This is a genomic window from Sphingomonas telluris (assembly GCF_022568775.1).
Lineage (GTDB): Bacteria > Pseudomonadota > Alphaproteobacteria > Sphingomonadales > Sphingomonadaceae > Sphingomicrobium > Sphingomicrobium telluris.
Window position 1 is genome coordinate 323,467 of the sequence record NZ_JAKZHW010000002.1, and the last position, 26,196, is coordinate 349,662.

The following is a 26,196-nucleotide window of genomic DNA, read 5'->3' on the forward strand; positions in this document are numbered from 1 at the left end:
TGCGTACAGCGGCTACCCGCCCCCCTATCCCCAGCCGCGCTACATCCCAATCCCGGTCTATTATCCGTCCCCGCGCATGGCGGTCGCTTCCCTCCCGCCACGCCAGTCCGTGCCCGCGGAGCAGCAAGCGCCGCCCGAATTCTACGCGCCCATCCCCAAGCTCGAAGAATGGCAGTCGGCGTCGAACGAGCCGCTGGAGATGCCGAGCTGGCGCGGCCCCGTCAGCAAGCCGGCGCAGGCGCAGGTCCCCGTTCCCTCTTTCATCCCACGCAAGATCCTCGATCGGCTGCAGCTCGACGCCTGGGCCATGTATCGCGGCACACCGGGAACCGGCTCGCTCGCCAGCGGCGGCACGCTCGGTGGGAGCCAGGTCGGCGGGCGGCTGACCTATGCGATCAATCCCGCGCTCGCCGCCTCGCTACGCTGGAGCTCGCCGATCGGCAGCGTTCGCGGCGGCGAGGCCGCGGCCGGCATCCGGTGGAAGCCGATCGCCTCGATCCCAATCGCCATCACTGCGGAGCGGCGCCAGGCGGTGGGCCGGTACAGCACGGGCCGGTCCGACTTCGCTTTGTTCGCGGAAGGCGGCCTTTACGAACGTCCGATCGGCTGGAACCTGATGCTCGACGGCTATGCGCAGGCGGGTGTCGTCGGCCTGCAGACCCGAGATCTCTTCGCAGACGGCGGCTTCGCGGTTTCGCGCCCGGTATGGGGCCGTTTTTCCGCGGGGCTAGGCGCCTGGGGAGGATATCAGCCCGGGCTCTACCGGATCGACGCCGGTCCTCGCGTGTCGATGCGCGTTCGGCAGAACGTCAGCGTGCACCTCGACTGGCGGCAGCGGCTGGCTGGGACCGCAGAGCCCGCATCCGGACCCGCCTTGACCGTGGGAGCCAATTTCTAGGCGCATAACGACCGTACGGCTTGGCCAGCGGACGACTTTGCCGCTAGTCCTTCTGTCCGCCGATGAACATCTACCTCCCCATCGCCGGCCAGTCCGTGAATGCGCTGCTCATCATCGCGCTCGGCGGCCTCGTCGGTGTCCTGTCGGGGATGTTCGGCGTCGGCGGCGGCTTCCTTACGACGCCGCTGCTGATCTTCTACGGGATTCCGCCGACGGTGGCCGTTGCTTCGGCGACGACGCAGATCACGGGAGCGAGCGTGACCGGCGTGATGGCGCATGCGAAGCGCGGCGGCGTCGACCTGCAGATGGGCGGAGTGATGGTCGTCGGCGGCATGATCGGTTCGCTCGTCGGCGCGGCCATCTTCCGCGCCTTGCTGGCCAGCGGTCAGATCGACGTCGTCATCGGCTCTCTATACGTCCTGCTGCTCGGCTACATTGGCAGCCTGATGCTCAAGGACGCGGTCACCGCCTTGGGCTACGTGAAGGCCAAGAAGCCTGCAGCGAGGCCGCGGCATAACCGCTGGGTCGCCTCGCTTCCGCTGCGTTGGCGCTTCTACGCCTCCGGCCTCTACATCTCGCCGCTTGCGCCGCTTGCGCTCGGCTTCGTCGCCGGCATTCTGACGATGCTGCTGGGTATCGGCGGCGGCTTCATCCTCGTTCCCGCGATGATCTACATCCTCGGCATGCCCGCTCGCGTCGTTGTCGGGACGTCGCTGGCGATCATCCTCGTCATCAGCGCTGGTACGACGATGGTCCACGCGCTGACGACCCGGTCGGTCGACATCGTGCTCGCCTTTCTGCTGCTGATCGGAGGCGTGGTCGGCGCCCAGTACGGCGCTGTGCTCGCCACGCGGCTGAAGCCCGATTACCTCCGTTTCGCGCTGGCCATCGTGATCCTGCTCGTCGGCCTGCGAATGGCGCTGGGCCTCGCCTGGCGGCCGGACGAAATCTTCACGGTCGAATATCTGTGAGGCTGCTCCGGGCCTCGGTGTTGGGGCTTCTCTCCCTAGCGTTGATGGCTCAGGCAAAGCCGGTCCTCGTCCCCGACGTCTCGGCGCGGCGTATCGACATCCAGTACAGCTTCCGAGGCGCGCAGCTGCTGCTCTTCGGCGCGATCCTTTACCCGCGCGGCCGCGTACCCGCGCACGATCCCGACATCGCCGTCGTCCTGCGCGGCCCCGTCCAGCCGATCCTCGTCCGCGAGAAGCAGAAGATCGCCGGCATCTGGATGAACGCGGATTCCTCGCGCTTCCGTTCGGCGCCGGCCTTCTACGGCGTGGCCTCGTCGAAGCCGATCAAGGACCTGCTCGATGAGCGCACGGCCGGCATCTACGAGATTGGCCTTCACAACCTGCAGCTATCACCAGGCTCCGGCGCACTCCCCGATAAGGCGAGGCGGTTCGAGGCCGGCCTCATCGACCTGCGCAGGCGCCGCGGCGTCTATTCCGAAGACCCTCATGGGGTGGAGATCACCGAGGGCGTGCTCTACCGCGCTCGCATCGTCATCCCCAGCAAAGTGCCGGTCGGCACTTACACGGCGGAAACCTTCCTCGTTCAGGACGGCCGCGTGCTCGCAGTCGCGACGAAGGACATCTACATCGGTAAGAGCGGCTTCGAGCGCTGGGTCTCGCTCGTGGCGCGCCGTCACGAGGGGCTGTACGGCCTTGCCGCCGTGTTCATGTCCGTTTTCCTGGGCTGGGCCGCCGCGATGATCTTCAGGCGCCGCTTCTAGTCTCTTAAGCCAAATCTTAACTGGCATCGCTTAATGGCTTTGCTCGACACCGGGTTAACGTAGTCGAGGCGAAGTGATGGACGAACAGTCGAACCTGCAGAGTTTCGTAAGGGAAATCAGCAGCTTCAGCGATGAAGCGGGAGCGCCCACGCCGCAGGCGGCGCCTGCGGCCAAGCTGGAGCCCATCGGTTCAGTCGTCGAAATCGCTGGCTCCGGCTCGCAAATCCGCATGGATGGCGCCGCTCTCGCAGCGATCCACGACCATTCCGATCCGTCCGTCGCCATGTCCGGCCAGGTCGGCAGCCAAGTGAAAATGGCCGTCGGCAAGAGCTGGCTCATCGCCAACGTCCGCACCATGAAGAGCGGCGAGAACGGCGAAGTCCTCGCTGCGATCGACTTCCTGGGCGAAGGCTCGCGGGACGCCAACGGCGGCATGTCCAGCTTCCGTCGCGGTGTGACCCGCTACCCGATCCCGGGCGACAAGGTCATTCCGGTCACCACGCAGGATCTGCGCTCGGTGTTCGCAGCCAGCGACGAGCCGCACATCGAGATCGGGACCGTCTATCCGACCGACGACATCCGCGGCGCGCTCTACGTCGACCCGATGCTGTCCAAGCACTTCGCGGTCCTGGGATCGACCGGTACCGGTAAGTCGACCTCGGTCTCGCTGATCCTTCACCGCATCTCGGAGCTCAGCCCCGAGGGTCACATCGTGATGATCGACCCGCACGGCGAATATTCCGCCGCGTTTAAGGACTGCGGAGAGCTCTTCAACGTCGACAATCTTCAGCTGCCGTACTGGCTCATGAACTTCGAGGAGCATTGCGAAGTGCTCCTGACGACCGATGGCGCCGAGCGTCAGCGCGATGCCGACATCCTCGCGAAGTGCCTTCTCGCTGCGCGCACCAAGGGAAAGATGGCCGAGCAGTTCGGCAAGGTCACGGTGGATTCGCCGATCCCGTATCTGCTGACCGACCTCAACGGGATCATCGTCCACGAGATGGGCAAGCTCGACCGCGCCGGCGACACGACGCCTTATGCCCGCCTCAAGAACAAGCTCGACGAGCTCAAGGCCGATCCCCGCTACACCTTCATGTTCTCGGGAATGATGGTCACGGACTCGATGGGCTCTTTCGTGTCCAAGCTGTTTCGCCTCCCTGCCAACGGCCGTCCGATCTCAATCGTGGACGTGTCGGGTGTTCCGTCGGACATCACATCGGTCGTCGTCTCGGTGCTTGCACGAATGGTGTTCGACTTTGCGATCTGGTCGCGCACCGAACCGCAGCGCCCGATCCTGCTCGTCTGCGAAGAGGCGCACCGCTACGTTCCGAAGGACGAGAACGCCGCCGGCCAGGCCGTTCGCCGCATTCTTGAGCGTATCGCCAAGGAAGGCCGTAAGTACGGCGTCTCGCTGGGTCTGATCACGCAGCGTCCGTCCGACTTGGCCGAAGGCGTGCTTTCGCAATGCGGCACGATCATCTCGATGCGTCTGAACAACGAGCGAGACCAGGCCTGCGTCCGTGCAGCCATGCCCGAAGGCGCCCGCGGCTTCCTCGACGCGATCCCGGCTCTCCGCAACCGCGAGTGCATCGCCTGCGGTGAAGGTGTCGCCATTCCGATCCGCGTGCGCTTCGACGACCTCGAGCCCGAAAAGCGGCCGGCCTCGGCCGATCCGAGCTTCGCCGCCTTGTGGCGCGAAACCGGCGGCGAAGAGGGAATCATCCAGCGCACCATCAAGCGCTGGCGCGGCCACGGCCGCTAAACCCGCATCCGCGTCCACTCGCTAAGCTCCTGAAAACAGCAGTTCCATCGCGCGCTCGACGAGCGCCGCTGGAATCTGCATTGTGCGCCGCACGCGGCAGGAGCGTCGAATGCTTTACGAGACTCCCTCTCTCGTCATCATCGGGCTCTTGCTCCTTGCGACCATTGCGGTCGTCGAGGCTGGAATCCTGGTTGGCAGGAAGTACGGCCGCAACACCTGGAACAATGCGCAAGACATCCACACGGCGCTGACGGCGGCAGTGCTGGCGCTGATGGCCCTGATGCTCGCGTTCACCTTCAGTCTGTCCGTTACGCGCTTCGATCTGCGCAAGAACCTGATCGTCAGCGAGGCCACGGCGATCCAGTCGGTGCGGAACGGCATGGATTATCTCGCTCCCCAGCCGAAGGCTCAGGCCCTCGCGCTGCTCGGCAGCTACCTGGAGCAGCGCATTGCGTTTCTCGAGGTCGGCAATGATCCTCCCCGTGAGCGCGAGGCCATCGCCAAGTCGCGTTCGCTGCACACCGAGATGTGGAAAATTGCCACGGATAGCGCAAATTACGAAGCGCCCGATGCCGAAGTCCGCTCGGTGCAATTTTCGGAGCTGACCGAAGCGCTCCTCAAGCTCAACGAAGTTTCACGCCAGCGCGAGGCGGCGCGTGAGCGAAGGGTTCCCCAGGCGGCCCTCTTGATGCTTTTCGCCCTTTCACTCGGTTCGGGAGCGGTACTGGCGTACATTTCCGGTGCGTCCGCCCACCCTGACCGCCTCCCGACCTACGTGGTTCTCTGTCTGGTGTGCCTGGTCATATACCTGATCATCGATTTCGATCGGCCTCGCCGCGGATTGATGCGTCTGGATTCGGGTCCGCTGAGAGAGCTGGTCACCTGACCGGACAGCTCGCGTCAATTTCCTGATAGGATGTGACGCAAGTTAACCCTTTCTAAGAATTGCCGGGCGCAAAACCCTCTCCGGGGAATTCAAGGCAGAGGGTCGAATGGGAGCTTCCGTCTCCGGTTTGCAGGCAGCTAGTGATTCATCGGCTGAGACGTTGCTCAGCGGATTCAACGACATTGCGGCACCCGAGCGGCGCCGGCATGCGACCGTTTTCAATTATTGGCTGTCCATCCGCCGCGACCGGCAGTTCCCGCCGATCCGCGATCTGGACCCGCTGGAGATTTCAGACGCCGGCCCATGCAGCGTTCTGCTCGAGCTGATTGGCGGCGGCGAAGATGCCGACATCCGCCACCAGGGTCAGGCCATCAAGGACGGGCCGAAGGTGGAGCGGATCAGCGAGGCGGCCTGCCCCTCGCTCCTGTCCTGCATCGCCGAGCGGCTCCCCGAAGTATCCCGGTCCAAGCAGGCGCTCGCTTTCGCCGACGAATTCGAGGGCTCTGCCGGCCTGACACGCTGCTGGGTCACGCTCCTGCCGTTCAGCTCGACCGGAACCTATGTCGATTACGTCTATGGTTTCGTTAGCCTGGGCGCCGGTGCGGCCGAGGGCGAGGCAGAGGCCGAGCCCAAGGTTGCCGCCGAGGCTGAGGCCGCGCCTGAGGCTGAGGCGGCGCCGGAGGCTGAAGTTCAGCCCGAGGGGCCGGAGGCTTACGAGCTAGAAGACGTCGTCGAGGCCGAGGCGGCGATCGAAAACGAATTCGTTGAGACCGATCACGCGGACCTTCCGGAGGTGCCGCTCGGCCGCCTCGACGAGGACGAGCCCGAAGCCGAGCTCGAGGCACCCGTCGAGGAAGTTGAAGCTAAACTCCCTGAGCAGGCCCCATCGGTCTTCGATGAAGCGGAGGATGAGCCCACTCCGGAAGTGGAGCTCGAAGCCATCCTCGAGGACGAGGTGGCTGAGGCCGCTCCCGAGCCTGAACATGTTTTCGAAGAAGCGGTTGCGGAAGCGCCCGAAGAGAAGCGTCACGGCTTCTCGGCGAAGCTGCTCGGCAGCCTCGCCACGGTCGGCGGTTTCTACGGCAAGGTCGTCGAGGTCGGCGCGAACGAGCCGGCCGCGCCGGAACAGCAATTCGAAGAGAATCTGGAAGAACCCAATCAATCGGTGGAGGGACCCTTGCAGACCAAACTTGCAGACGTCCGTGCGAAGGCCGACGAGGCGCGCATGGCAAAGTTGCGGAGCAATGCCGCACTCTATGAAGGCCTGAGCGCTGCTTACGACTTCGCGCTCGACGCGGAGGACAAGCCCGAGGAATATCTGAAGCTGGTCGAAGAGCAGGGGCTGAAGATCCAGCTCCGCTCGCCGATGCAGCCGGTCGTGAAGCTCGCTTTTGGCGGCCTTTGCGACGATGCGACCATTGCGCAGCTCGAGGCAGTGCTCGCTTGGGCGCTGAAGCAGGATCTGCCGCGCGGTACGCTCGCCGAGCATATCGAATCGCAGGGCGGCCTCGGCCAGATCCTCAACGGATCGACCCGCGCAGCCGCCTGAACGATCGTATTTCCGGTGGAATGAGAAAGGGTCGGCCTCGCGCCGGCCCTTTTCTTATTGGGGCTTTTTCGCCTGGGCCGCTTCCGCCTCGCCCAGCCGCAGGCCTTCGACGACCGCTTCGACGGCGCATTTGCGCGAAAGCTCGGCGAGGGCCTCGGCCTCTTCGTCGCTCTTCTTGCCGGCGAGACGGTGCGTACGGGCCGCAATGTCGCGCAGCTCCTTCACCGCCTTTTCCGACAGGACCTTCTGATCCTGAAGCAGCCGCTCCAGCACTGCCTCGGCGAGCGGAGTCGCAAATTCCAGACCCGCGAACTCCGACGCGCGCCAGACGACGCGGCAATATTGGGTCTCGATGCCGGCGATGCTCAGCCACAGCCAGGTGTCCGCCGAAGCGCCCGAAGTCGCCTCGATCCGGCAGCCGTGAGTGGAAATATCGATGACGCGGACGCTTGCACGGCTGCGGCCTTGCTCGCGGACGGTCGCGCTCAGACGCAATGCTGCCCGGTTCGCGCGTCTACGATCGGGCTGGTCCTCAATTTTCAAGACGGATGCGCTCATTTGCGTCCTCCGCCCTCTTCATTGCGCAAGGGAGTGAACAAATGGTTGTTTCGAAGCCTACAATGCGGCGGACGGAGCGGGGCCGCGCGGCGTCATTGGAATCGACAGCAGGTCCTTCAACCGCGCCTTGAACGCTGCCAGTTGGGGCGCTTCGACCGTCGGCCTGCTCACGAGACGTGCGGTTAGCGGATTTACCGGCTGGCCGTTGATACGGACCTCGAAGTGCAGGTGCGGGCCCGTGGCGAGCCCGCTTGAGCCGACATAGCCGATCACCTGGCCCTGGCGGACCTGGAGGCCCGGAGAAGCGGCAATCGAACTCATGTGCGAATAAGTGGTCACGATTCCGGTCGAATGGACGATGCGAACCTGTCGCCCGTAACCCCCGGCATAGCCGGCCGCGACGACCTGCCCGTCCGCTGCAGCCACGATTGGCGCTCCGGTAGGCGCGCCAAAGTCGATACCGGCGTGGAGCCGGCCGAAATGCAGGATCGGATGAAAGCGCCAACCGAAGCCGGAGGTGATGCGGCCCGCAACCGGCGCCATCAGCCCGGCCGAGACTTGCGGCGCAGCGCTGCCGTCGAACCAGCTCGACTGGCCCTTATTGTTCCATTTCAGCAGCTTCACGTCGTCGTACTGCGCGCGATCGATGCCGGCGTAGATCAGCTGGTCCGGCTTTCCGTCGGCGCCCTTGGCAATGGCGAAGTCGAAGCGGTCGAAGGGCGCGACCTCGCCCACGTCCATGTGCGTCGCGATGGCCTTGAGATATTCCGTGGCGATCGTCGGCGAAGCGCCGGCCGCGCGAAGCGACCAGTAGAGGCCCTCGGTGACGTCGCCGCTGATACGCTGGATCGTCCCGCGCGAGCCCATCTGAACGCCCGCGACTTTCGGCATGGCCGGTGCTTCGGCCTCCTGCGGAAGCTGCCCGGCGGCAAGCTCGCTGAGCGGGACCGTCTTGATGATCTCCGGTGCCCTGGACTTTGCGGGAACGAGGCTGGCCGGATTAAAGCTGGGCGAAAGAAAGATGGCCGTGCAGCACAGGCCCGCGAGCGTCGCGGCGCCGCGGAACCAGCGCGGGCCGATGTCTTCGGCGTGCAGATCGACCAGAAGATCGATACGCTTGGGCTCGCGGCGTCCGAATTCGCGGGGCGCTTCGACCGGGCTGCGCGGAAAGGCGACGACCTCGCCACCCTCGCGGTCTTCCAGCCAGTCCTTGCGCGCCTGAAGCAAATTCCGCCCTTTCAGGGCCGTGATGCGCAGAACACGGTTAACGACCATTTAAAAATCCGCCGTTCGTCGCAGGAACCTTGCGTTCCCTCCGCGCGCTGCCACATTCGTGCTTGTGACGCGCCGTTCTGACGCTCCGGTCCGGGCCATTCTGGGTCCGACCAACACCGGCAAGACTCATCTCGCCATCGAGCGTATGTGTGCGCATTCCTCGGGAGTCATCGGCTTCCCGCTTCGGCTCCTGGCGCGCGAGGTCTACGAGCGCGTCGTCGCCATCAAGGGCGAGAAACTGGTGGCGCTGCTGACGGGCGAGGAGCGCATCGTTCCGCCGAACGCGCGCTACGTGCTGTGCACCGCGGAATCGATGCCGGTGAGGACTGGCCGCGACGACCGTCCCAAGGAGGGGCCGTTCCCGGAGCAGTTCGCCTTCGTCGCCATCGATGAAGCCCAGCTCGGCATCGACCCGGAACGCGGCCACGTCTTCACCGATCGCATGCTTCGCGCTCGAGGCCGTGAGGAAACCCTCATCCTCGGCTCGGACACCCTGAAGCCGATCGTCCGCGAGTTGCTGCCGGAGGCTGAGATCGTTAGCCGACCGCGCTTTTCGACGCTCCGCTACGCCGGCAACGTGAAGCTGTCGCGGCTTCCCCCTCGGTCCGCAGTTGTCGCCTTCTCCGCCGAGCAGGTTTACGCGCTGGCGGAGATGCTCCGTCGCTTCCGCGGCGGCGCGGCCGTGGTGATGGGCGCTCTGTCGCCAGCCACCCGCAATGCGCAGGTGGCGATGTTCCAGCGCGGGGAGGTCGACTACCTCGTTGCCACCGACGCCATCGGCATGGGCCTCAACATGGATGTCAGCCATGTCGCCTTCGCCGGTCTCGAAAAGTTCGACGGCCGCCGCGACCGCCGGCTCAGCATCGCCGAAATGGCGCAGATCGCCGGGCGTGCGGGCCGCCACCAGCGCGACGGCACGTTCGGAACGCTGGGCTTCGGCGAGAGGGAAAGCACCTCCTTCAGCGACGAGGAAATCACGGCGATCGAGGAGCACCGCTTCCGCCGCCTCGACTTCGTCTACTGGCGCAATCCGGAGCTCGATTTCACCGACGTCCGAGCGCTGATCGCCAGCCTCGAACGCAAGAGCGACGACCCGATCATCCGCCCGGCGCCCGAGGCCATGGACCTGTCCGTGCTCAAGCTGATCGCCGAGGATCCCGCCATCGCCGCGAAGAAGGGACTGGCGGCCCGTCGGCTGTGGAACGTCTGCGGCCTGCCCGACTTCCGCAAGGTCGGGCCGATGCACCACGCCCGCATGGTCCGCCGCCTCTTCACCTACATCGGCGAGGGCGGCCACATCCCGCACGAATGGTTCGCGGCGGAAGTCACGCGTCTCGACAATGTCAGCGGCGACATCGAGGCGCTGGCCGATCGCCTCGCCGGCATCCGCAGCTGGGCTTACATCGCGCATCGCGCCGACTGGCTCGCCGATCCCGCGAAATGGGCGGAGCGCACTCGCGAGGTCGAAGCGCGCCTGTCGGATGCGCTCCATGAACGCCTGACGCAGCGCTTCGTCGATCGCCGCACCGCCGTGCTCGTCCGCGACATTGGCGCGCGCGGCTCCAGCGCGCTTCCGGTCACCGTCGCCGCGGATGGCGAGGTCAGCGTCGGGCCCGAGCCGATCGGCCATCTCTCCGGCTTCGATTTCCGGGTCGATCCGAACGCCCGCCTCGCCGACAAGCGCCTGCTTCTCGCCGCCGCCGAGCGCCGCTTGGGCGAAGAGCTCGACCGGCGCGCGAAGTCGCTGATCGAGGCGCCCGACGATACCTTCCAGCTGCACGTCGAGGACAACGGCATGCTCGCCGTCGCATGGCACGGGAACGTGCTCGCACGTCTCGCGCCGGGCCGTTCGCTGCTCGAGCCGGCTCTGCGGACCAGCAGGGCGCTCGACCAACTCTCGGCCCAGCGCCGCGCGGAGTTGCGGGCGCGGCTGGAAGCCTGGGTCGATGCACAAGTCGACCGCCATGTCCGGGCCCTCAAAAAGCTGGCGGCCGCTGCCACCGATCGTTCCAGCTCGCCCGGCGTCCGCGCGCTTGCCGCCATGCTGACCGATGCCGGCGGTGTCCTTCCGCGGCGCGCCCTGGTCGGCGCGATCGCCGCGCTCGAACAGCAGGACCGTCAGACGCTGCACAAGCTCGGCATCCGGCTCGGCCCGCTCGACGTCTTCGTCCACGCGCTGCTGAAGCCATCGTCCCAGCAGTGGCGTGCAGCGCTGGTCGCAGTCCGGACGAACGCATCGATGCCCAAGCTTCCGCAGCCGGGCGCAGCGGCCTTGGGCAGCGATGCCGACGCGCGAGGAGCATCGCTTGCCTATCGCAGGATTGGCCCGCAATGGCTGCGCATCGACCTTGCCGACCGCCTCGCGAGCCACGCGCACAAGGTTCGCTCGGCCGGCGGCGAGGAGCCGGTTGATCAGGAACTTGCCACGTCGGTCGGCCTTGAACCCGCAGCGCTTGCCAAGCTGATGGAGGAAGTCGGCTTCACCCGGGCGGGCGAAGCCTGGCGCTGGCGTGGGCGCCGTCCGCCGAAGACCGATCGTCGCACCACGCAGTCGCACGCCTTTGCGGAGCTCGCGAAGCTAAAGCGCTAGCCTTGCGGATCGATCGCTACCTCTTCTTCATCCGGCTTCTGAAAAGCCGCACGCTCGCCCAGAGCGTCATCGATGAAGGCCATGTCCGCATCGACGGCAAGCGCGTCGAGAAGACGAGCGACCAGGTCCAGGTTGGAAGCGTCATCGCCATGCCGCTGAGAGGCGAAGTGCGGGTGCTGCGCGTTCTCGCTCTGCCGGAGCGCCGCGGTCCCGCCAGCGAGGCGCGCCTCTGCTACGAGGAACTGGTCGCTAACTCCGGCGATTGACGAGGCTCGCGCTCGCTCTTAGCGAACGGGGTCAAAGGGAGCTCTCGCACATGACCTACGTCGTCACCGACGCCTGCATCCGCTGCAAATATATGGACTGCGTCGAGGTCTGTCCGGTCGATTGTTTCTACGAAGGCGAGAACATGCTCGTGATCAATCCGAACGAGTGCATCGATTGCGGCGTGTGCGAGCCCGAATGCCCTGCCGAGGCGATCCTTCCCGATACGGAGAGCGGCCTCGAAAAATGGCTGGAGGTCAATTCGACCTATTCCGCCGAATGGCCGAACATCACGCGCAAGAAGGACAGCCCAGCCGACGCCGACGAGCACAAGGGCGAAGAGGGCAAGTTCGACAAATATTTCAGCACCGAGCCCGGTCAGGGCGACTAAACTGCCGCAATAACGATGTTTTTCCCGCTGTTGGGATGAGGGCGGAACTGGCCTACGATGAGGTCGTTCGGCAACCGAACCAAACAGGGGGTTCGCAGATGCGTGTCAGTCTTATGTTGGCGGCGGCCGCCGCTCTTCTGTCGTCTCCAGCGCTTGCTCAGTCGGCCGACCAGCCGCTTCCCGATCCGAACGACCGGTCGGACACGTTCACGGTCGGTGGCGGCGCCGGTATCATCCCTGACTACGAAGGCTCCAACGATTACATGTTCATCCCCGTCGGCTTCGCTCGGGGACGCGTCAGCGGTTTCGATTTCTTCACCCGTGCCACCTGGCTCTACGTCGACCTGATCAAGCGCGGCGAAGGCCAGACCGACTTCGATCTCGGCCCGATCGCCGGCGTTCGCCTGAACCGGCGCAAGAATGTCGATGACGAGTTTGTCGATCGGCTGCCCACACTGGACGCGGCGATCGAAGTGGGCGGATTCGCAGGCGTCAGCTTCCACGGCCTGACCAACCCGTACGATTCTCTGAGCTTCCGTGTAGACGTTCTCCACGACGTCGGCGGCGCCCACAAGTCGACGCTGATCACGCCCACCGTCGATTTCGGGACTCCGCTGTCGCGCACGACCTATGTGGGTGCGTCGTTCAGCATGGAATGGGCCGGGGGCGGATACGCCAATTACTACTACAGCATCACGCCGACCGAGGCTCTTGCCAGCGGTCTGCCGGCCTATGATGCCGATGGCGGACTGAAGCATTGGCGCCTGGGCCTCATCGCCAACCAGTCGTTGACCGGCGACCTGACTGGCGGGCTCTCGCTGTTTGGTGCGGGCGGTTACACGAAGCTGACCGGCGACTTCAAGGACAGCCCGATCGTCGACCTGCGGGGCAGCTCCAGCCAGTGGTTCGGCGCGCTGGGCCTCGCTTACACCTGGTAGGCTAGCGCCGCTTCAGTAGCTCCTCGACGATGCGGTCCGCGGCTTCGTCTGCGGACATCGTCAGCGTGTCGATGACGATTTCGGCGTCGTCGGGCGCCTCGTACGGGCTGTCGATGCCGGTGAAGTTCTTGATCTCACCCAGCCGCGCCTTGGCGTAGAGGCCCTTGGGGTCGCGCTTCTCCGCCTCGGCAAGCGGCGTGTCGACGAAGACTTCGATGAATTCGCCTTCCGGCAGCATCTTGCGCACCATTTCGCGCTCGGCGCGGAAGGGCGAAATGAAGGCGGTGAGCACGATCAGACCCGCATCGGCCATCAATCTCGCCACCTCGCCGACGCGGCGGATGTTCTCGATGCGGTCGGCCTCGGTGAAGCCAAGATCGCGGTTGAGGCCGTGCCGGACGTTGTCGCCGTCGAGCAGGAAGGTGTGCCGTCCGCGCGCCGCCAGCCTCTTCTCGACGAGATTGGCGATGGTCGATTTGCCGGAGCCCGACAGTCCGGTGAACCACAGCACCGCCGGCTTCTGGCCCTTGAGGCCGGCATGCGTCTCGCGGCTGACTTCCAGCGGCTGGCGATGGATGTTCATCGCCCGCCGAAGCGCGAAGTGCAGCATGCCTGCAGCAACCGTCGCGTTGGTCAGCTTGTCGATCAGGATGAAGCCGCCGAGCGCGCGATTGGGCGAACCGCGCTCGACCGCATAAGGCTCGAAGACGACCTCCCGATCGGTGGCGATCTCGGCAATGCCGATCGAGTTCAGCTCGAGCGTTTTGGCTGCAAGATGCTCGAGCGTGTTGACGTTGATCTCATATTTCGGGTGGTGAACGGTCGCCGTCACCATCTGCGTCCCGAGCTTCAGCCAGTAGCCGCGGCCCGGAAGCATCTCGTGCTCGTCCATCCAGACGATCGTCGCTTCGAACTGGTCCGCGACCTCTGGCGGTGAGTCAGCGGCGGCAATCACGTCGCCGCGCGAGCAATCGACCTCGTGCGAGAACGTCAGGGTCACGGACTGCCCAGCAACGGCCGTTTCCAGATCGCCGTCGGCCGTCACGATGCGCTCGATCCGCGTCGTACGGCCCGAAGGCAGAACGCGAATGTCTTGTGACCGCGTCACCGACCCCGATGCGATCTGACCTGTGAAGCCGCGGAACGACAGGTTTGGCCGGTTGACCCACTGCACCGGCATCCGCAGCGGCTTCTCCGCATCCGCCGCCGCGTCCAGTGGAACGATGTTCAAATGCTCAAGCAGGCTGGGCCCGTCGTACCAGGGCGTGCGCACGCTGCGCTCGCCGATATTGTCCCCGCCGAGGCCGGATACGGGGATGCCGACCCAGTCCCTGATGCCGATCTCGTCCGCGAAGGTCCGGTAGTCCGCGACGATCGCGTCGAAGGCCGCTTGGTCGAAATCGACGAGGTCCATCTTCGTCACGGCCAATACGAAGTGCCGAATGCCGATCAGCTTCGCGAGATAGGAGTGCCGACGCGTTTGGGTGAGCACGCCCTTGCGCGAATCCACCAGCAGCACGGCCAGGTCGGCGGTCGACGCGCCGGTGACCATGTTGCGCGTGTATTGCTCGTGCCCCGGCGTGTCGGCGACGATGAACTTGCGCTTGTCACTGGCGAAGAAGCGGTAGGCGACGTCGATGGTGATGCCCTGCTCGCGCTCCGCGGAAAGCCCGTCGACGAGCAGCGCGAAATCAATGCCTTCGCCTTGCGTCCCGTGCCGCTTGCTGTCCGCCTCGAGCGCGGACAGCTGGTCGTCGAAAATCTGCTTGGTGTCGTAGAGCAGCCGGCCGATCAGCGTCGACTTGCCGTCGTCCACGCTCCCGCAGGTGATGAAGCGCAAGAGCTCCTTGCGCTCCTGCTCGGCAAGCCAGGCGTTGATGTCGACAGGAGCGTTCAAAAGTAACCCTCCTGCTTCTTCTTCTCCATGCTCGCTGCGCCGGCGTCGCGGTCAATGGCACGGCCCTGCCGTTCCGACGTGGTCGTGACGAGCATCTCGGCGACGATCTCCTCGACCGTGCTGGCGCTGCTCTCGACAGCGCCCGTGAGGGGGTAGCACCCCAATGTCCGGAACCGCACGCGGCGCATCTCCGGCTGCTCGCCGTTCAGCGGGATGCGCTCGTCGTCGACCATCAGCATCAGGCCGTCGCGTTCGACCACCGGCCGCTCGTCCGCGAAATAGAGCGGCACGATCTCGATCTTCTCGCGCAGGATGTATTGCCACACGTCGAGCTCGGTCCAGTTCGACAGCGGGAAGACGCGGACGCTTTCGCCCTTGTTCTTCTTGACGTTGTAGAGCGACCAGAGCTCCGGCCGCTGCCGCTTCGGATCCCAGCGATGGTTGCGGTCGCGGAAGCTGAAGATGCGCTCCTTCGCACGGCTCTTTTCCTCGTCGCGCCGCGCGCCGCCGAACGCCGCGTCGAAGCCGTATTTGTCGAGCGCCTGCTTCAGCCCTTCGGTCTTCCACATGTCCGTGTGCACGGGGCCGTGATCGAACGGATTGATGCCCAGCCGCTCCGCCTCCGGGTTCGTGTAGACGATCAGATCTACCGCGGGATCCGCCGCCACCTTGTCGCGCAGTTCGTACATGGCGCGGAATTTCCACGTGGTGTCCACGTGCAGCAGTGGGAAGGGCAAAGGCGCCGGGAAGAAGGCCTTCTTCGCCAGGTGCAGCATCACCGCCGAATCCTTGCCGATCGAATAGAGCATCACCGGCCGTTCGGCCTCCGCGACCGTTTCGCGCAGGATGTGGATGCTCTCGGCTTCCAGCCGGTCGAGATGCGTGAGCGCTCGCATGCGCGCTCTGATGCCGCCCCGCGCTGGATTATGAAAGTGCCCTCGCAAGTTTCCCGGGGGTGACTCCACCGGCCCGCGGGTTCATCATGGAGCAAGGGCGGATGCAACAGACCGCTTGAGTTCAATGATTTAGCAGGAGGCTGAAGTGTTCACGCGCCTAACTTTCGCAACGGTTTTCCTCGCAGCCACCGCGGTTGCTGCGCAGGCGCAGGCGCCCGCAGCTCCTGAGGCCGCCGTTCGCACCGAATTCGTCAAGAATCTCGAGGCGAGCTTCGACAAGGCCGACGCCAACAACGACGGCTTCATCACCGCTCAGGAAATGCAGTCGATGGAAGCGAAGGGCATCGCCGCGGCCCAGGAAAAGGTCGACGCGCAGGTGACGGCGCAATTCCAGAAGCTCGACACCGACAAGAACGGCTCGCTGAGCCTCGCCGAGTTCAAGGCCGTCGCCAAGGTCAAGGCGAACGCGTCGCCGCAGGACCTCCTAGCCAAGTTCGATACCAACAAGGACGGCAAGGTCAGCAAGGCCGAATATCAGGCCCTTCCGCTCGCCGCCTTCGACCGCGCCGACACCAACAAGGACGGCAAGGTCACGCGCGAGGAGCAGGCGAAGGCCGCCTCGCGCTAAGGCCAATCGCAGGCTGGCGTGTCCAGCCCCGTGGGCCTAAGGACGACTCTTCCCTGGGGGAGCGCTGATCGGCGCTTGAGAGGTTCGCACGAGCGGACGACCCATCGAACCTGATCCGGTTGAGACCGGCGTAGGGAGAAGGAGAGTCCTATGGGCGACGCGCCCGCACGCACCGAGCTTAAAGTCACCACCGGCGCCATTCGCGGCAGCCGCAAGATCCACGTCGGCCCCCTCGGCGTCGCCATGCGCGCCGTCGATCTGGAGCCCTCGTCCGGCGAGCCGCCGGTCGTCCTCTACGACACCAGCGGTCCCTACACCGACCCCGCACAGCGGATCGACATCATGGCCGGCCTGCCCGAGCTGCGCCGCGACTGGATCCGCGGACGCGGCGACGTCGAGGAAATCGCCCAGCGCGAGGTCCGCCCGGAAGACAACGGCCAGCTCGGCCCCGATCGCAGCGGCGGTGTCCAGCCTTTCCCGAACGTCCGCAAACGCGTCCTCCGCGCCAAGCCCGGCGCCAACGTCACGCAGATGCACTATGCGAAGCGCGGCATCGTCACGCCCGAGATGGAATATGTCGCCATCCGAGAGAACCTCGGCCGCGAAGCCGCGCTGAACGCACCGCGCGACGGCGAGGACTTCGGCGCCTCAATCCCCGACTTCGTCACCCCCGAGTTCGTCCGCGACGAGATCGCCCGCGGCCGCGCCATCATCCCCAACAACATCAACCACCCGGAATCCGAGCCGATGGCGATCGGCCGCAACTTCCTGGTCAAGATCAACGCCAATATCGGCAACAGCGCCGTCGCCTCCGACGTCGCGTCCGAAGTCGACAAGATGGTGTGGGCGATCCGCTGGGGCGCCGACACGGTCATGGACCTGTCGACCGGCCGCAACATCCACGACACGCGCGAATGGATCATCCGCAACTCGCCCGTGCCGATCGGCACGGTGCCCATCTACCAGGCGCTGGAGAAGGTCGGCGGCATTGCCGAGGACCTGACGTGGGAGATCTACCGCGACACGCTCATCGAGCAGGCCGAGCAGGGCGTCGACTATTTCACCATCCACGCCGGCGTCCGCCTGCCCTACGTGCCCCTGACCGCCAAGCGCGTTACGGGCATCGTCAGCCGCGGCGGCTCGATCATGGCCAAGTGGTGCCTCTCCCACCACAAGGAGAGCTTCCTCTACGAACGCTTCGACGAGCTCTGCGAGATCATGAAGGCCTACGACATCGCCTTCTCACTGGGCGACGGCCTCCGCCCCGGAAGCATCGCCGACGCCAATGACGAGGCGCAGTTCGCGGAGCTCTACACGCTCGGCGAGCTGACGAAGAAGGCGTGGGAGCACGACTGCCAGGTGATGATCGAGGGCCCCGGCCACGTGCCAATGCACAAGATCAAGGAGAATATGGACAAGCAGCTGGAAAGCTGCGGCGAGGCGCCCTTCTACACCTTGGGCCCGCTGACCACCGACGTCGCGCCGGGCTACGACCACATCACCAGCGCGATCGGCGCGGCGATGATCGGCTGGTTCGGAACGGCGATGCTCTGCTACGTCACGCCGAAGGAGCACCTCGGCCTCCCCGACCGCGACGACGTGAAGGTCGGCGTCGTCACCTACAAGCTCGCCGCCCATGCGGCCGACCTGGCGAAGGGCCATCCGGCGGCGAAGGCGCACGACGACGCGCTTTCACGCGCGCGCTTCGAATTCCGCTGGCGCGACCAGTTCAACCTGTCGCTCGATCCGGAAACGGCGGAGCAATATCACGATCAGACGCTGCCGGCGGAAGGCGCCAAGACCGCCCACTTCTGCTCAATGTGCGGCCCGAAATTCTGCTCGATGAAGATCACGCAGGAGGTCAGAGACTTTGCGCGGATGCAGGAGCAGAAAGCGGCCTCAGCGGATGCCGACGAAGGCATGGCCGAGATGAGCAAGCGCTTCCACGAGGAAGGCGGCGAGATTTACGTGCCAGCGGCGGAGTAATCGCCGAAAAAGATTACGGGATTTGACAAGACTAGCAGTCTCTATACCTTCCTCGTTGCTCGGGGGAGGTCAGGTTGACGCGCACTGCCCAAGAGTTTGGAGACGAGCACACTAAGAAGAAGCTCGAAACGGTCGAGGCATATCTTCGTGCTTTTACGATCGCCCTGAAAAGGCAAAATTTCACGCTTTATTACGTGGATGCCTACGCTGGTTCGGGAGCTTCTGTGTCGAAGCAATCGCGAACGCGAACTGACACCATTTCTAATCAAGTCGCGCTTGGAATTTCGCCGGAAATTGTCGACACGGACGAAATCGTCCAAGGCTCGGCCACCAGAGCTCTATCGATCAATCCACCGTTTGATCGATACCTATTCAATGATGTTAAGCGCTCTAACGTCCGATCTCTTGCGGAGATCGTCCGCAATCGATTCCCTCATTTGCAAGATCGCGTGGAGATAACCCAGCAGGACGCGAACGCGAAACTTCGAGCCCTATGCTCCTCTGTCGATTGGAAATGCTCGCGAGCGGTAGTCTTCCTTGATCCGTTCGGTTTGCAGATCAAGTACGATACGCTTTGTGAGCTAGCCCGGACGAAGGCCGTTGATCTTTGGTACCTGGTCCCGGTTTTCGCGATGTATCGTCAGATAAGGACCGACGGCCAAGTCATTGCCGACGGCGGACGGAGCGTGGACGAGGCGCTCGGGACTGATGCTTGGCGCGAAGTTGTTGTCGACAAAGGACCGGTTCAAAATTCTCTTTTCGGCGAGCCCGTCGAACTTACCTCGAGGGCCGTAGATATTGCTTGGTTCGAGAAGGTTGCGAGAGAGCGTTTGAATGTCGCATTCAATGGGCGCGTAGTAGATCGCGCATTGCCACTGGGTCGCAACGGACTTCACGAATTCTCATTGATGTTCGCTTCGGCCAATCCTAGCGGCCCGGCTTGGGCCTTGGCCTCAAAACTAGCAAAAGCGGTGCTAAAGTAATGGCTGGCGTCTCGGAAATTGAATGGACGGACGTTACGTGGAACCCAGTCGCCGGGTGCACCTTGGCGTCGGCCGGCTGCACCAATTGTTATGCGATGCGTATGGCTGCTCGCCTGCAGGCCATGGGCCACGACAAATACAAAGGTACAACGCGTAAGAGCGGCGGGCGATACGTTTGGACGGGCCGGGTGAATGTCGATTATTCGAGCCTGTCAGCACCTTTGGAATGGCGACGCTCGAAGCGCATTTTCGTCAACTCCATGTCCGACTTGTTTCACGAGAACGTGCCGGACGATTTCATTGAAAGGGTTTGGGAGGTGATGGCGGCATGCCCCCAACACCACTTCCAGATTTTGACGAAGCGTCCCGACCGTATGGCTCAAATGATCCGCAAAGGTCGGCTCGCTGTTCTCCAGAATGCCTGGTTGGGAACTTCCGTTGAGAGCTCGGAAGTCGTCAATCGCGTTGAGCACCTAGCTAGGATCCAGCACGCCACCCTTTTCGTGTCCTTCGAACCCCTAATCGGTCGGATTGACGACCTCGACCTGCGGCGAGTTCATTGGGCAATTGTTGGCGGGGAGTCCGGTCCCAGGGCTCGAGCCATGAAAGAAGAGTGGGTGGATCGCCTTCATGAAATTTGCCGACGAGACGACGTCGCGTTCTTCTTCAAACAGTGGGGTGGTCAGAACAAAAAGGCTGCAGGCCGCGAATTGCATGGCCGGACTTACGACGAGTTCCCGCTTGAACTCGAGGCCTAGTCCGAACCTCTAAGTGGTCGAACTGAGCAGACTAAGCTCGCTCCAATCGCACCAAAACCTGATCCAGCGCCTGCAGGAATTGCGACCGGTCCGCTTTCGCGAACGGTGCCGGCCCGCCAACGATGTCGCCGCCCGCGCGCAGGTCGGCCATGATCGCGCGGGTCGCGAGGGCGCCGCCGATGCTCGCCGTCGTGAACGGCTTGCCGTTGTGCCCGATGACGGTGGCGCCCGCCTTCAGGCAGCGATCGGCTAGCAAGATGTCGCCGGTGATCACCACCGTCCGGGCATCGGCCTCGCCCGCGATCCAGTCGTCGGCGGCGTCGAAAGCGTCTGAAACGACCACCCGCTCGATCAGGGGATGGGCGGGCACGCGCAGGTAGCTGTTGCTGACCACGCGCACCGGCACCTCGCGCCGGAATGCGACACGATAGATCTCCTCCTTCACCGGGCAGGCGTCGGCGTCGATCAGGATGCGGATGGGTCCGCTCATGCGCGGGCTAGTCGTTCTTCAGGTGCTCCATAGTCTCCAGCCCGCGCGCACCGCCCTTCTGCGACGGGTTCGCCGCGCTGGTCTTCGGCTTTTCCTTCTTCGGCTTGCGCGCTTCCTTGTTCGATCGCACCTGACCCTTGGCCATCGTCATTCTCCTCCCAGGCGCCGCAGCGCCGCGTGGCCTACGTGTAGGCGGAGTGAGACTTCGCTGACAGTGCTCTCAGATGGAAATCGGGGTGGGCCGTCACGGGAGTGAATCCCGTGACGTCGGTCCTGTCGTCCCGGACATCGTCCGAGACGCAGGCCGTCCGGCTTGCACCATCTCTTCGCGCTGCTCCGGCGACCCTGCGGGCCGGCGTCGCTGCGCTCGGTGGTGCTAGCAAAGCCCACCCCGCGCGTTTTAGCCGCCCTGCTGCTCCATACCCTCGACGGCCTTGCTGACGAGGATATTGACCGCGACGCGGCGGTTCTGGGCCTTGCCTTCGGCGGTCGTGTTGTCCGCCGCCGGGTCCGCCTCGGACATCCCCGTAGGGGTCAGCATGCGATAGGGCGCCCAGCCGCAATGCTGCTGCAGATAATTGACGACCTTGGCGGCGCGCCGTTCGCTCAGGACCTGGTTATAGTCCTCGCCGCCGACCGCATCGGTATAGCCAACGACCAGCAGCAGCGCGTTGTCCATCGCCTTGGCCTGGGCCGCGGCCGCGCAAAGCTGCGACTCCTCGTCACGCGACAGCGCCCACTTCCCAGTGTCGAAGTAGATGTTCGTCGTGCCCTTGACGTTATACTTGTCGATGTCGCCCACGCGCCCGCGCAGCGCCTCGGTCGCCGCCGCATTCTGGGCAATCGCCGTATCGTGCTCGCCGAAGCGCTGCGCAGTGCCGTTGCGGATCATCGAAGCGGTCGCGAGGTTCTTGTTGCTGAGCCTCACCTGGCTCGCCACCAGGCCGCCGCTCCATTGCACCGTCTTGACGGTGACCGGCAGCCCGTTGAGCAGCGAGTCCGCGCCAAGCCTGTTCTTGTCGAGGCCCAGAAAGCCTCCGCTCGACCGGATGTCGGTCGCCTGGGAGACAAGGATCGCCGTGTTGCTGCCGTCGGCGGTAGTCACCTGCATCTGCCCGCCCTTGCGCGCGGACATGATGCCCTTGACCTCAGGTCCCTTGGGCAATCCGGCGAGCTCGGTCGGCATCTGGCCAGTCACGGTAATCGCATTCGGGTCCTGCACCTGCGCACAAAGGCCGCTCCAGGCCGGCACCGCAGCCGCGGCCAACAGCAGGGGAACCGTCGATCGTCCAAGAATTTTCATTGATTTTGCTCCTTCAAATTGACCGGCTCGGCGCGTTCGCGCCTGTTCGTCCGGCCGCCTTGGTCATGGCGTGTCGGGCGGTCAGAACTTCATTCAACTCACTGAAAAGATTGCGTCACGCAGCCCGCCCGAACGCCCCCGAGGGCGCCGACTGTTCACCCCAACCTTGCTGCCAGATGAACGAATTCGGGCACCGTTTAGGCACGATTAAGTTTACGGGCGATCCGGGCGGGTCGCGCGGCGGGCCGTTGCAGGCGCTGTCCTCATCAACGAACGCGGATGATCGTTTCCCCCGGCCTTCGCTGCGTCGGATTGAACGCCGCGATGGCATCGTCGAGAGTTGCCACGATGCCCTATTCGAATTTCGCTGTGGGCGATGGGCGCGGGCCCGCCGACGGGACCCGCGCCGAAGTTGACCAAGGTGACAGAAGACCGATCGCAAGCGCCGCGGCGGAGGGGGCGGCGTTCCGCCTCAAGCCCGCGGCACGGTCAACCTTGTGACCGGCCCTAGCGAAGCCCGCCGCTCGCGGTGAGCTTCTCGCCCGTCAGCCAACGTGCGTCATCGGACGCCAGGAACACGGCGATGTCGCCGATGTCGTCGGGACGGCCGGTGCGGCCGAGCGGCGTCTGCGCAATGGCGCCGGACTCGAACTCGGACCCGATGACCCCAGCCGCAACCGAGCCCTCGGTTTCAACCACGCCCGGGTTGATGGCGTTAACGCGGATCTTGCGCGGGCCGAGCTCATTGGCGAGCACGCCGGTGATCGCGTCCACCGCGCCCTTCGTGCCCGTGTAGACGGCGGACTCGGGCATGAGCACGCTCGTGACCGCGGAGGAGATGTTGATGACGCTCGCGCCTTCCTTGAGGTGCGGAACGGCGGCCTTGGTGGTTAGCAAGGTGCCGAGCACGTTGACGTCGAACATCTTGCGATACTGTTCCTCCGTCGTCGTCTCGATCGGCGCGAACTCATAGACGCCGCTGTTGTTGACGAGGATGTCCAGCCGCCCGAATTCGTTCAGCGCAGTGTCCACGACGGTCTTCGCCTGCGCTTCGTTGGACACGTCGCCCTGGACCGCGACGGCCTTGCCGCCTGTCTCTGTGATGGCCTCGACCACCGCGTCGGCGCCCGACTTGCTCGATGCGTAATTGACCACGACGGCCGCTCCCTCGGCGGCAAGCGCCTTGGCGATTCCCGCGCCGATGCCCTTCGACGCACCCGTGACGACGGCGACCTTGCCTGCAAGTTTCGACATTGTTGATTTCCTTCGATGGGTGGCAGCCGAGGGGCTGTCTTCTCCCATAGTTCAGGAATATGGAACTATTGAACCTGCGTTCAAGGCCCCCTATCTCGAAAATCGATGAGGCCCTTGTTTCACCCCTCTTCGGAAGACCTCCGCCCGGAAGCGATCCTGCATGCGCTCTCGGATCCCGAGCGCGCGGCCATTTTCGCCGGAATAGCCGGGGCAGAATGCGTCCAGCGCTGTTCGGTGCTTGCGGACACCGGCGCGCGCATCATTCCGAAATCCTCTTTGTCGCAGCACTTCAAGGTGCTTCGCGAAGCCGGGCTCATCCGGTCCGAGCGGCAAGGCGTGGAGATGCGCAATTATTCGCGCTGCCAGGAGATCAACGACCGCTTCCCGGGACTGCTCCCCGCCATCATGGGCGCTTACGGACTGGGAACGGCGGCCGCCTGACCGGCTGGACTTCAGTGCGAGTGGCGGCGCCGGTATCCACTATTGTTGATTTGGGTTACGCGAACGGCCTCCGGGCGCGCGTTCGAGTCGCGTAGGGATATCGCGCCGGGCTCCCTCTGTTGCTGGAGTGCCCATGTCTTTGCGTCCTGCGATCTTAGCGCTTTCCCTCGCTGTCGCCGTACCCGCCAGCGCCGCCGTTCCGCCTTACCCGGCCGCGTTCCACACGCAGGAAATCGAGACCAACGGTGCGACGATCCACGTCCGTGTCGGCGGCAAGGGACCGGCGGTCGTGCTCCTCCACGGCTATGGCGAGACCGGCGACATGTGGGCTCCGCTCGCCGCCGAGTTGGTCCGCGATCACACGGTGATCGTCCCCGACCTGCGGGGGCTCGGCCTTTCCTCAAAGCCCGCCGGCGGGTTCGACAAGAAGACGCAGGGTGAGGACGTCGCCGGAGTGCTCGACCGGCTGAACGTCAAGCAGGCCGATGTCGTCACGCACGACATCGGCAACATGGTCGGCTTCGCCTTTGCGATGGAGCATCCGGACCGCGTCCGCCGCTTCGTGCTGATCGACGCTCCGGTTCCTGGCGTCGGACCGTGGGAGGATATCCTAAAGAACCCGCTGCTCTGGCACTTCCGTTTCGGCGGGCCGGACATGGAGCGGCTGGTGAAGGGTCGGGAGCGCATCTACCTCGACCGCTTCTGGAACGACTTCTCGGCCGACCCCAAGCATTTCGACGAGGCGAGCCGCGAGCATTACGCGAAGCTCTATGCCTTGCCCGGAGCGATGCATTCCGGGTTCGAGCAATTCCACGCCTTCGACCAGGACGCGATCGACAATCGCGCCTGGCTCGCGGGCAAGGGCAAGCTCACCATGCCCGTCCTCGCGCTCGGCGGAGAAAAGAGCTTCGGCGACCAGATGGCCGTGGTGATGCGCGCCGGGGCGAGCAACGTCACCGGCGGGATCGTGCCCGGTTCCGGCCATTGGATCATGGAAGAGAATCCGGCGGCCACGACCAGGCTCGTCGTCGATTTCCTGGCCAAGCCCTGACGCCGTCGCCATGCCGCTGCTCTTCTCCTACGGCACGCTCCAGCAGCCTGAGGTGCAGCGGGCCAACTACGGGCGGCTGTTAGACGGCGCGCCGGACGCGCTGGTCGGCTATCGGCTAGAAGCGCTGGCGATTACCGATCCGGAAATCGTCCGCGTATCGGGCAAGGCGGTCCACACGATTGCGCGTTACACCGGCGACCCGTCGGACCGGATCGAAGGCATCCGTTTCGAACTGACCGAGGCCGAGCTCGCCGCCACCGACCGATACGAAGTCGATGCCTACGCCCGCGCCGACGTCATCCTCGAAAGCGGCGCCCACGCCTTCGTCTATGTCGGCCTGGACCGCGCCTAGATGTGGCGCAGGCCGAAGAAATCGCTGATCCCGGTGAGGAGGAATTGCATCCCGATGCAAATGATGAGGAAGCCGAAGATACGCGTCATCGCATCTATGCCGCTCTGCCCCAGGAAACGGACCATTGAGCTGGCGGCGCGGAGGACCAGCAGGCAGATTCCGATGGTGATCACCATGCCGACTATGACAGCAACGTAGACGGCGACGAGGTCGTCCGGATGTACGCTCCTGATCTGAGGAGTGGCGGTCAGCACGACTGAGATGGATCCGGGTCCCGCGAGACTTGGCATCGCGAGCGGAGTGAAAGCGATTTCCACTCGCTGCTGCTTGGCGTCGGGTGTTGCCGTCATTGGGGCGGCCGGTGTCGAGAACAGCATGCGAAAGCCGATGACGGACATGATCAGTCCGCCAGCCGTTCGAAGTCCGGGAATCGAAATGCGGAAGAAGTCGATGATCGCCGTTCCCAGAAGCAGGAACACCACCAGGATTCCCAGCGCATAGAGACAAGCGAGCAGCGCCTGGCGATTGCGCGCTTTCCGATCCATCCCGGCCGTCAAAGCGACGAACAAGGGAGCGGTGCTGAACGGATTCATGATCGGCAGAAGGGCGCCGATCGTGAGCGCAATAGCTTCCTGGAATAGCTCGATGGGAGTCCTCCCCCGACTTGCGCCGTCCCGACCAAACTCGCGGAACCCTTTGCTTCCAATCGGGACCGGCCCCCCAAAAGCAGGTCAGAAAACCCGCACGTCAGTTTGGGCGGAACTCTGGCGAATCTCATCGATTCACTCCGCATGACTCGCATCATCTTCCGCGACTTGCCGCCCGTTGCGACGGTCGAGCGCCAGCTTGCGCTGCACGCTCGCGAGCGCCTGTTCGACGATGATGTCGAGGAACTGCCCCACCTGATCGACGATGCGTCGGTCGAACTGTTCGGCATCACGCAGAGCGACACCTTCTACTGGAAGCTGCCCGATCCGGTCCGCGCCCGTTTCGGCCGCGCCGAGTGGGAGGAGAATTTCGACGTGCTCGGCCACTACACTCGCGATCCGAACGCACACTGGGGCACGTTCGACCTCGATCTTCGCTGCCCGGAAGGCGGCCGGCTGCACTGCGTCGAGGTGTTCGAGCGGCAGCTTATCTGCGCGCTCAACGGGCTTCATCCGCAAGCCGTCTTCGCGTTCGCCGAACGCAAGGCCGCCGAAGCCGCCTGACCCTCGACCTGCGGGCCGCCGGGTGCATAAGTCGCCCGATGCTCCAAGCGGTTATTCGATGTGCAATCCGGTTCCTCGCGATCGCCGCCTTCGCTGCGTGCAG

At 64.5% G+C, this 26,196-nt stretch carries 27 protein-coding genes and 1 riboswitch; of the genes, 18 read left to right on the forward strand and 9 right to left on the reverse strand.

From position 1 onward, the window contains the following. The first annotated feature begins 76 nt into the window (after nt 1–76). From LZ016_RS12615 to LZ016_RS12640, 6 genes are all read left to right on the forward strand, one after another. On the forward strand, nt 77–898 hold the full coding sequence (locus LZ016_RS12615; RefSeq protein WP_241447813.1) for a hypothetical protein: 822 nt from the start codon (nt 77–79) through the stop codon (nt 896–898). Between the two features lie 62 nt (nt 899–960). Continuing rightward, nucleotides 961–1,869 carry a sulfite exporter TauE/SafE family protein gene (locus LZ016_RS12620; protein WP_241447814.1) on the forward strand — a complete coding sequence of 303 codons (909 nt, stop codon included), beginning with the start codon at nt 961–963 and terminating at the stop codon, nt 1,867–1,869. A 44-nt stretch (nt 1,870–1,913) separates the two neighbouring features. Further along, on the forward strand, nt 1,914–2,630 hold the full coding sequence (locus LZ016_RS12625) for a TIGR02186 family protein (protein WP_241447815.1): 717 nt from the start codon (nt 1,914–1,916) through the stop codon (nt 2,628–2,630). Nucleotides 2,631–2,706: 76 nt separating this feature from the next. Then, nucleotides 2,707–4,392, forward strand: a complete 1,686-nt coding sequence (locus LZ016_RS12630) for an ATP-binding protein (RefSeq protein ID WP_241447816.1) — start codon at nt 2,707–2,709, stop codon at nt 4,390–4,392. Nucleotides 4,393–4,501: 109 nt separating this feature from the next. Beyond that, nucleotides 4,502–5,278, forward strand: coding sequence for a bestrophin-like domain (locus LZ016_RS12635; RefSeq protein WP_241447817.1), 777 nt, complete (start codon nt 4,502–4,504; stop codon nt 5,276–5,278). A 160-nt stretch (nt 5,279–5,438) separates the two neighbouring features. Then, nucleotides 5,439–6,827 carry a PAS domain-containing protein gene (locus tag LZ016_RS12640; protein WP_241447818.1) on the forward strand — a complete coding sequence of 463 codons (1,389 nt, stop codon included), beginning with the start codon at nt 5,439–5,441 and terminating at the stop codon, nt 6,825–6,827. Between the two features lie 54 nt (nt 6,828–6,881). On the opposite strand, the gene LZ016_RS12645 is transcribed toward LZ016_RS12640, so the two are convergent. Continuing rightward, the gene (locus LZ016_RS12645) at nt 6,882–7,385 is read right to left on the reverse strand and encodes a PilZ domain-containing protein (protein WP_241447819.1); all 504 of its coding nucleotides are present in this window, start codon (nt 7,383–7,385) and stop codon (nt 6,882–6,884) included. 57 nt (nt 7,386–7,442) lie between these two features. After that, nucleotides 7,443–8,660, reverse strand: coding sequence for a M23 family metallopeptidase (locus LZ016_RS12650; RefSeq protein ID WP_241447820.1), 1,218 nt, complete (start codon nt 8,658–8,660; stop codon nt 7,443–7,445). Nucleotides 8,661–8,724: 64 nt separating this feature from the next. Between LZ016_RS12650 and LZ016_RS12655 the strand changes: the two genes are divergently transcribed. From LZ016_RS12655 to LZ016_RS12670, 4 genes are all read left to right on the forward strand, one after another. Further along, entirely contained in the window at nt 8,725–11,250 is a 2,526-nt protein-coding gene (locus LZ016_RS12655; RefSeq protein WP_241447821.1) for a helicase-related protein, read from the forward strand. 2 nt (nt 11,251–11,252) lie between these two features. Continuing rightward, nucleotides 11,253–11,516 (forward strand): RNA-binding S4 domain-containing protein, encoded by a 264-nt coding sequence (locus tag LZ016_RS12660; protein ID WP_241447822.1) that lies wholly within the window; start codon nt 11,253–11,255, stop codon nt 11,514–11,516. A gap of 50 nt (nt 11,517–11,566) precedes the next feature. Then, complete coding sequence (fdxA, locus tag LZ016_RS12665; RefSeq protein WP_241447823.1) at nt 11,567–11,905, forward strand: ferredoxin FdxA; 339 nt, start codon at nt 11,567–11,569, stop codon at nt 11,903–11,905. 98 nt (nt 11,906–12,003) lie between these two features. Continuing rightward, complete coding sequence (locus LZ016_RS12670) at nt 12,004–12,843, forward strand: MipA/OmpV family protein (RefSeq protein WP_241447824.1); 840 nt, start codon at nt 12,004–12,006, stop codon at nt 12,841–12,843. Nucleotide 12,844: 1 nt separating this feature from the next. Here LZ016_RS12670 and cysN read toward each other — a convergent pair whose 3' ends face one another. Together cysN and cysD are read right to left on the reverse strand one after the other, a co-directional pair. Next, nucleotides 12,845–14,740, reverse strand: a complete 1,896-nt coding sequence (gene cysN, locus LZ016_RS12675) for a sulfate adenylyltransferase subunit CysN (RefSeq protein ID WP_241447825.1) — start codon at nt 14,738–14,740, stop codon at nt 12,845–12,847. Further along, a complete protein-coding gene (gene cysD, locus LZ016_RS12680) occupies nt 14,737–15,636 on the reverse strand; it encodes a sulfate adenylyltransferase subunit CysD (RefSeq protein ID WP_241447826.1) in 900 nt (299 codons plus the stop codon). The genes cysN and cysD overlap by 4 nt, the downstream gene beginning before the upstream one ends. A gap of 145 nt (nt 15,637–15,781) precedes the next feature. Between cysD and LZ016_RS12685 the strand changes: the two genes are divergently transcribed. From LZ016_RS12685 to LZ016_RS12700, 4 genes are all read left to right on the forward strand, one after another. Then, nucleotides 15,782–16,264: an EF-hand domain-containing protein gene (locus tag LZ016_RS12685; protein ID WP_241447827.1), complete on the forward strand. Its 483-nt coding sequence runs from the start codon at nt 15,782–15,784 to the stop codon at nt 16,262–16,264. 45 nt (nt 16,265–16,309) lie between these two features. Then, nucleotides 16,310–16,419, forward strand: a riboswitch (TPP riboswitch). Beyond that, nucleotides 16,415–18,250, forward strand: coding sequence for a phosphomethylpyrimidine synthase ThiC (gene thiC / locus LZ016_RS12690; RefSeq protein ID WP_241447828.1), 1,836 nt, complete (start codon nt 16,415–16,417; stop codon nt 18,248–18,250). (Overlaps the previous riboswitch by 5 nt.) Nucleotides 18,251–18,324: 74 nt before the next feature. After that, entirely contained in the window at nt 18,325–19,233 is a 909-nt protein-coding gene (gene tcmP / locus LZ016_RS12695) for a three-Cys-motif partner protein TcmP (protein ID WP_241447829.1), read from the forward strand. Then, a complete protein-coding gene (locus tag LZ016_RS12700) occupies nt 19,233–19,991 on the forward strand; it encodes a DUF5131 family protein (protein WP_241447830.1) in 759 nt (252 codons plus the stop codon). Before tcmP ends, LZ016_RS12700 begins: the two co-directional genes overlap by 1 nt. Nucleotides 19,992–20,022: 31 nt before the next feature. On the opposite strand, the gene LZ016_RS12705 is transcribed toward LZ016_RS12700, so the two are convergent. The 4 genes from LZ016_RS12705 to LZ016_RS12720 all read right to left on the reverse strand — a co-directional run bounded on the left by LZ016_RS12705 (nt 20,023) and on the right by LZ016_RS12720 (nt 23,038). After that, on the reverse strand, nt 20,023–20,481 hold the full coding sequence (locus LZ016_RS12705) for a YaiI/YqxD family protein (protein WP_241447831.1): 459 nt from the start codon (nt 20,479–20,481) through the stop codon (nt 20,023–20,025). Between the two features lie 7 nt (nt 20,482–20,488). Continuing rightward, nucleotides 20,489–20,632 carry a hypothetical protein gene (locus LZ016_RS12710; RefSeq protein WP_241447832.1) on the reverse strand — a complete coding sequence of 48 codons (144 nt, stop codon included), beginning with the start codon at nt 20,630–20,632 and terminating at the stop codon, nt 20,489–20,491. A gap of 249 nt (nt 20,633–20,881) precedes the next feature. After that, nucleotides 20,882–21,784: an OmpA family protein gene (locus LZ016_RS12715; protein WP_241447833.1), complete on the reverse strand. Its 903-nt coding sequence runs from the start codon at nt 21,782–21,784 to the stop codon at nt 20,882–20,884. 507 nt (nt 21,785–22,291) lie between these two features. Continuing rightward, complete coding sequence (locus LZ016_RS12720; protein WP_241447834.1) at nt 22,292–23,038, reverse strand: glucose 1-dehydrogenase; 747 nt, start codon at nt 23,036–23,038, stop codon at nt 22,292–22,294. A 114-nt stretch (nt 23,039–23,152) separates the two neighbouring features. Here LZ016_RS12720 and LZ016_RS12725 point away from each other — a divergent pair, with 114 nt between their 5' ends. The 3 genes from LZ016_RS12725 to LZ016_RS12735 all read left to right on the forward strand — a co-directional run bounded on the left by LZ016_RS12725 (nt 23,153) and on the right by LZ016_RS12735 (nt 24,882). Next, entirely contained in the window at nt 23,153–23,479 is a 327-nt protein-coding gene (locus LZ016_RS12725) for an ArsR/SmtB family transcription factor (protein ID WP_241447835.1), read from the forward strand. Nucleotides 23,480–23,612: 133 nt separating this feature from the next. Then, nucleotides 23,613–24,530 carry an alpha/beta fold hydrolase gene (locus LZ016_RS12730; protein WP_241447836.1) on the forward strand — a complete coding sequence of 306 codons (918 nt, stop codon included), beginning with the start codon at nt 23,613–23,615 and terminating at the stop codon, nt 24,528–24,530. A gap of 10 nt (nt 24,531–24,540) precedes the next feature. Then, complete coding sequence (locus LZ016_RS12735) at nt 24,541–24,882, forward strand: gamma-glutamylcyclotransferase family protein (protein WP_241447837.1); 342 nt, start codon at nt 24,541–24,543, stop codon at nt 24,880–24,882. On the opposite strand, the gene LZ016_RS12740 is transcribed toward LZ016_RS12735, so the two are convergent. After that, entirely contained in the window at nt 24,879–25,589 is a 711-nt protein-coding gene (locus tag LZ016_RS12740; protein ID WP_366512941.1) for a MarC family NAAT transporter, read from the reverse strand. The genes LZ016_RS12735 and LZ016_RS12740 overlap by 4 nt on opposite strands. An 84-nt stretch (nt 25,590–25,673) precedes the next feature. Here LZ016_RS12740 and LZ016_RS12745 point away from each other — a divergent pair, with 84 nt between their 5' ends. Beyond that, nucleotides 25,674–26,093 carry a hypothetical protein gene (locus LZ016_RS12745; RefSeq protein ID WP_241447839.1) on the forward strand — a complete coding sequence of 140 codons (420 nt, stop codon included), beginning with the start codon at nt 25,674–25,676 and terminating at the stop codon, nt 26,091–26,093. The last annotated feature ends 103 nt before the right edge of the window (nt 26,094–26,196 follow it).

What these genes read in the sequence shown, in the direction of transcription:
- thiC (WP_241447828.1), top strand. Translation starts at nt 16,415, where the DNA reads ATGGGCGACGCGCCCGCACGCACCGAGCTTAAAGTCACCACCGGCGCC.
- LZ016_RS12745 (WP_241447839.1), top strand. Translation starts at nt 25,674, where the DNA reads ATGACTCGCATCATCTTCCGCGACTTGCCGCCCGTTGCGACGGTCGAG.
- LZ016_RS12615 (WP_241447813.1), top strand. Translation starts at nt 77, where the DNA reads ATGGCGGTCGCTTCCCTCCCGCCACGCCAGTCCGTGCCCGCGGAGCAG.
- LZ016_RS12700 (WP_241447830.1), top strand. Translation starts at nt 19,233, where the DNA reads ATGGCTGGCGTCTCGGAAATTGAATGGACGGACGTTACGTGGAACCCA.
- LZ016_RS12670 (WP_241447824.1), top strand. Translation starts at nt 12,004, where the DNA reads ATGCGTGTCAGTCTTATGTTGGCGGCGGCCGCCGCTCTTCTGTCGTCT.
- LZ016_RS12635 (WP_241447817.1), top strand. Translation starts at nt 4,502, where the DNA reads ATGCTTTACGAGACTCCCTCTCTCGTCATCATCGGGCTCTTGCTCCTT.
- LZ016_RS12645 (WP_241447819.1), bottom strand. Translation starts at nt 7,385, where the DNA reads ATGAGCGCATCCGTCTTGAAAATTGAGGACCAGCCCGATCGTAGACGC.
- cysD (WP_241447826.1), bottom strand. Translation starts at nt 15,636, where the DNA reads ATGCGAGCGCTCACGCATCTCGACCGGCTGGAAGCCGAGAGCATCCAC.
- LZ016_RS12625 (WP_241447815.1), top strand. Translation starts at nt 1,914, where the DNA reads ATGGCTCAGGCAAAGCCGGTCCTCGTCCCCGACGTCTCGGCGCGGCGT.
- LZ016_RS12720 (WP_241447834.1), bottom strand. Translation starts at nt 23,038, where the DNA reads ATGTCGAAACTTGCAGGCAAGGTCGCCGTCGTCACGGGTGCGTCGAAG.
- LZ016_RS12650 (WP_241447820.1), bottom strand. Translation starts at nt 8,660, where the DNA reads ATGGTCGTTAACCGTGTTCTGCGCATCACGGCCCTGAAAGGGCGGAAT.
- LZ016_RS12735 (WP_241447837.1), top strand. Translation starts at nt 24,541, where the DNA reads ATGCCGCTGCTCTTCTCCTACGGCACGCTCCAGCAGCCTGAGGTGCAG.
- fdxA (WP_241447823.1), top strand. Translation starts at nt 11,567, where the DNA reads ATGACCTACGTCGTCACCGACGCCTGCATCCGCTGCAAATATATGGAC.
- LZ016_RS12715 (WP_241447833.1), bottom strand. Translation starts at nt 21,784, where the DNA reads ATGAAAATTCTTGGACGATCGACGGTTCCCCTGCTGTTGGCCGCGGCT.
- LZ016_RS12710 (WP_241447832.1), bottom strand. Translation starts at nt 20,632, where the DNA reads ATGACGATGGCCAAGGGTCAGGTGCGATCGAACAAGGAAGCGCGCAAG.
- LZ016_RS12620 (WP_241447814.1), top strand. Translation starts at nt 961, where the DNA reads ATGAACATCTACCTCCCCATCGCCGGCCAGTCCGTGAATGCGCTGCTC.
- LZ016_RS12730 (WP_241447836.1), top strand. Translation starts at nt 23,613, where the DNA reads ATGTCTTTGCGTCCTGCGATCTTAGCGCTTTCCCTCGCTGTCGCCGTA.
- LZ016_RS12630 (WP_241447816.1), top strand. Translation starts at nt 2,707, where the DNA reads ATGGACGAACAGTCGAACCTGCAGAGTTTCGTAAGGGAAATCAGCAGC.
- LZ016_RS12705 (WP_241447831.1), bottom strand. Translation starts at nt 20,481, where the DNA reads ATGAGCGGACCCATCCGCATCCTGATCGACGCCGACGCCTGCCCGGTG.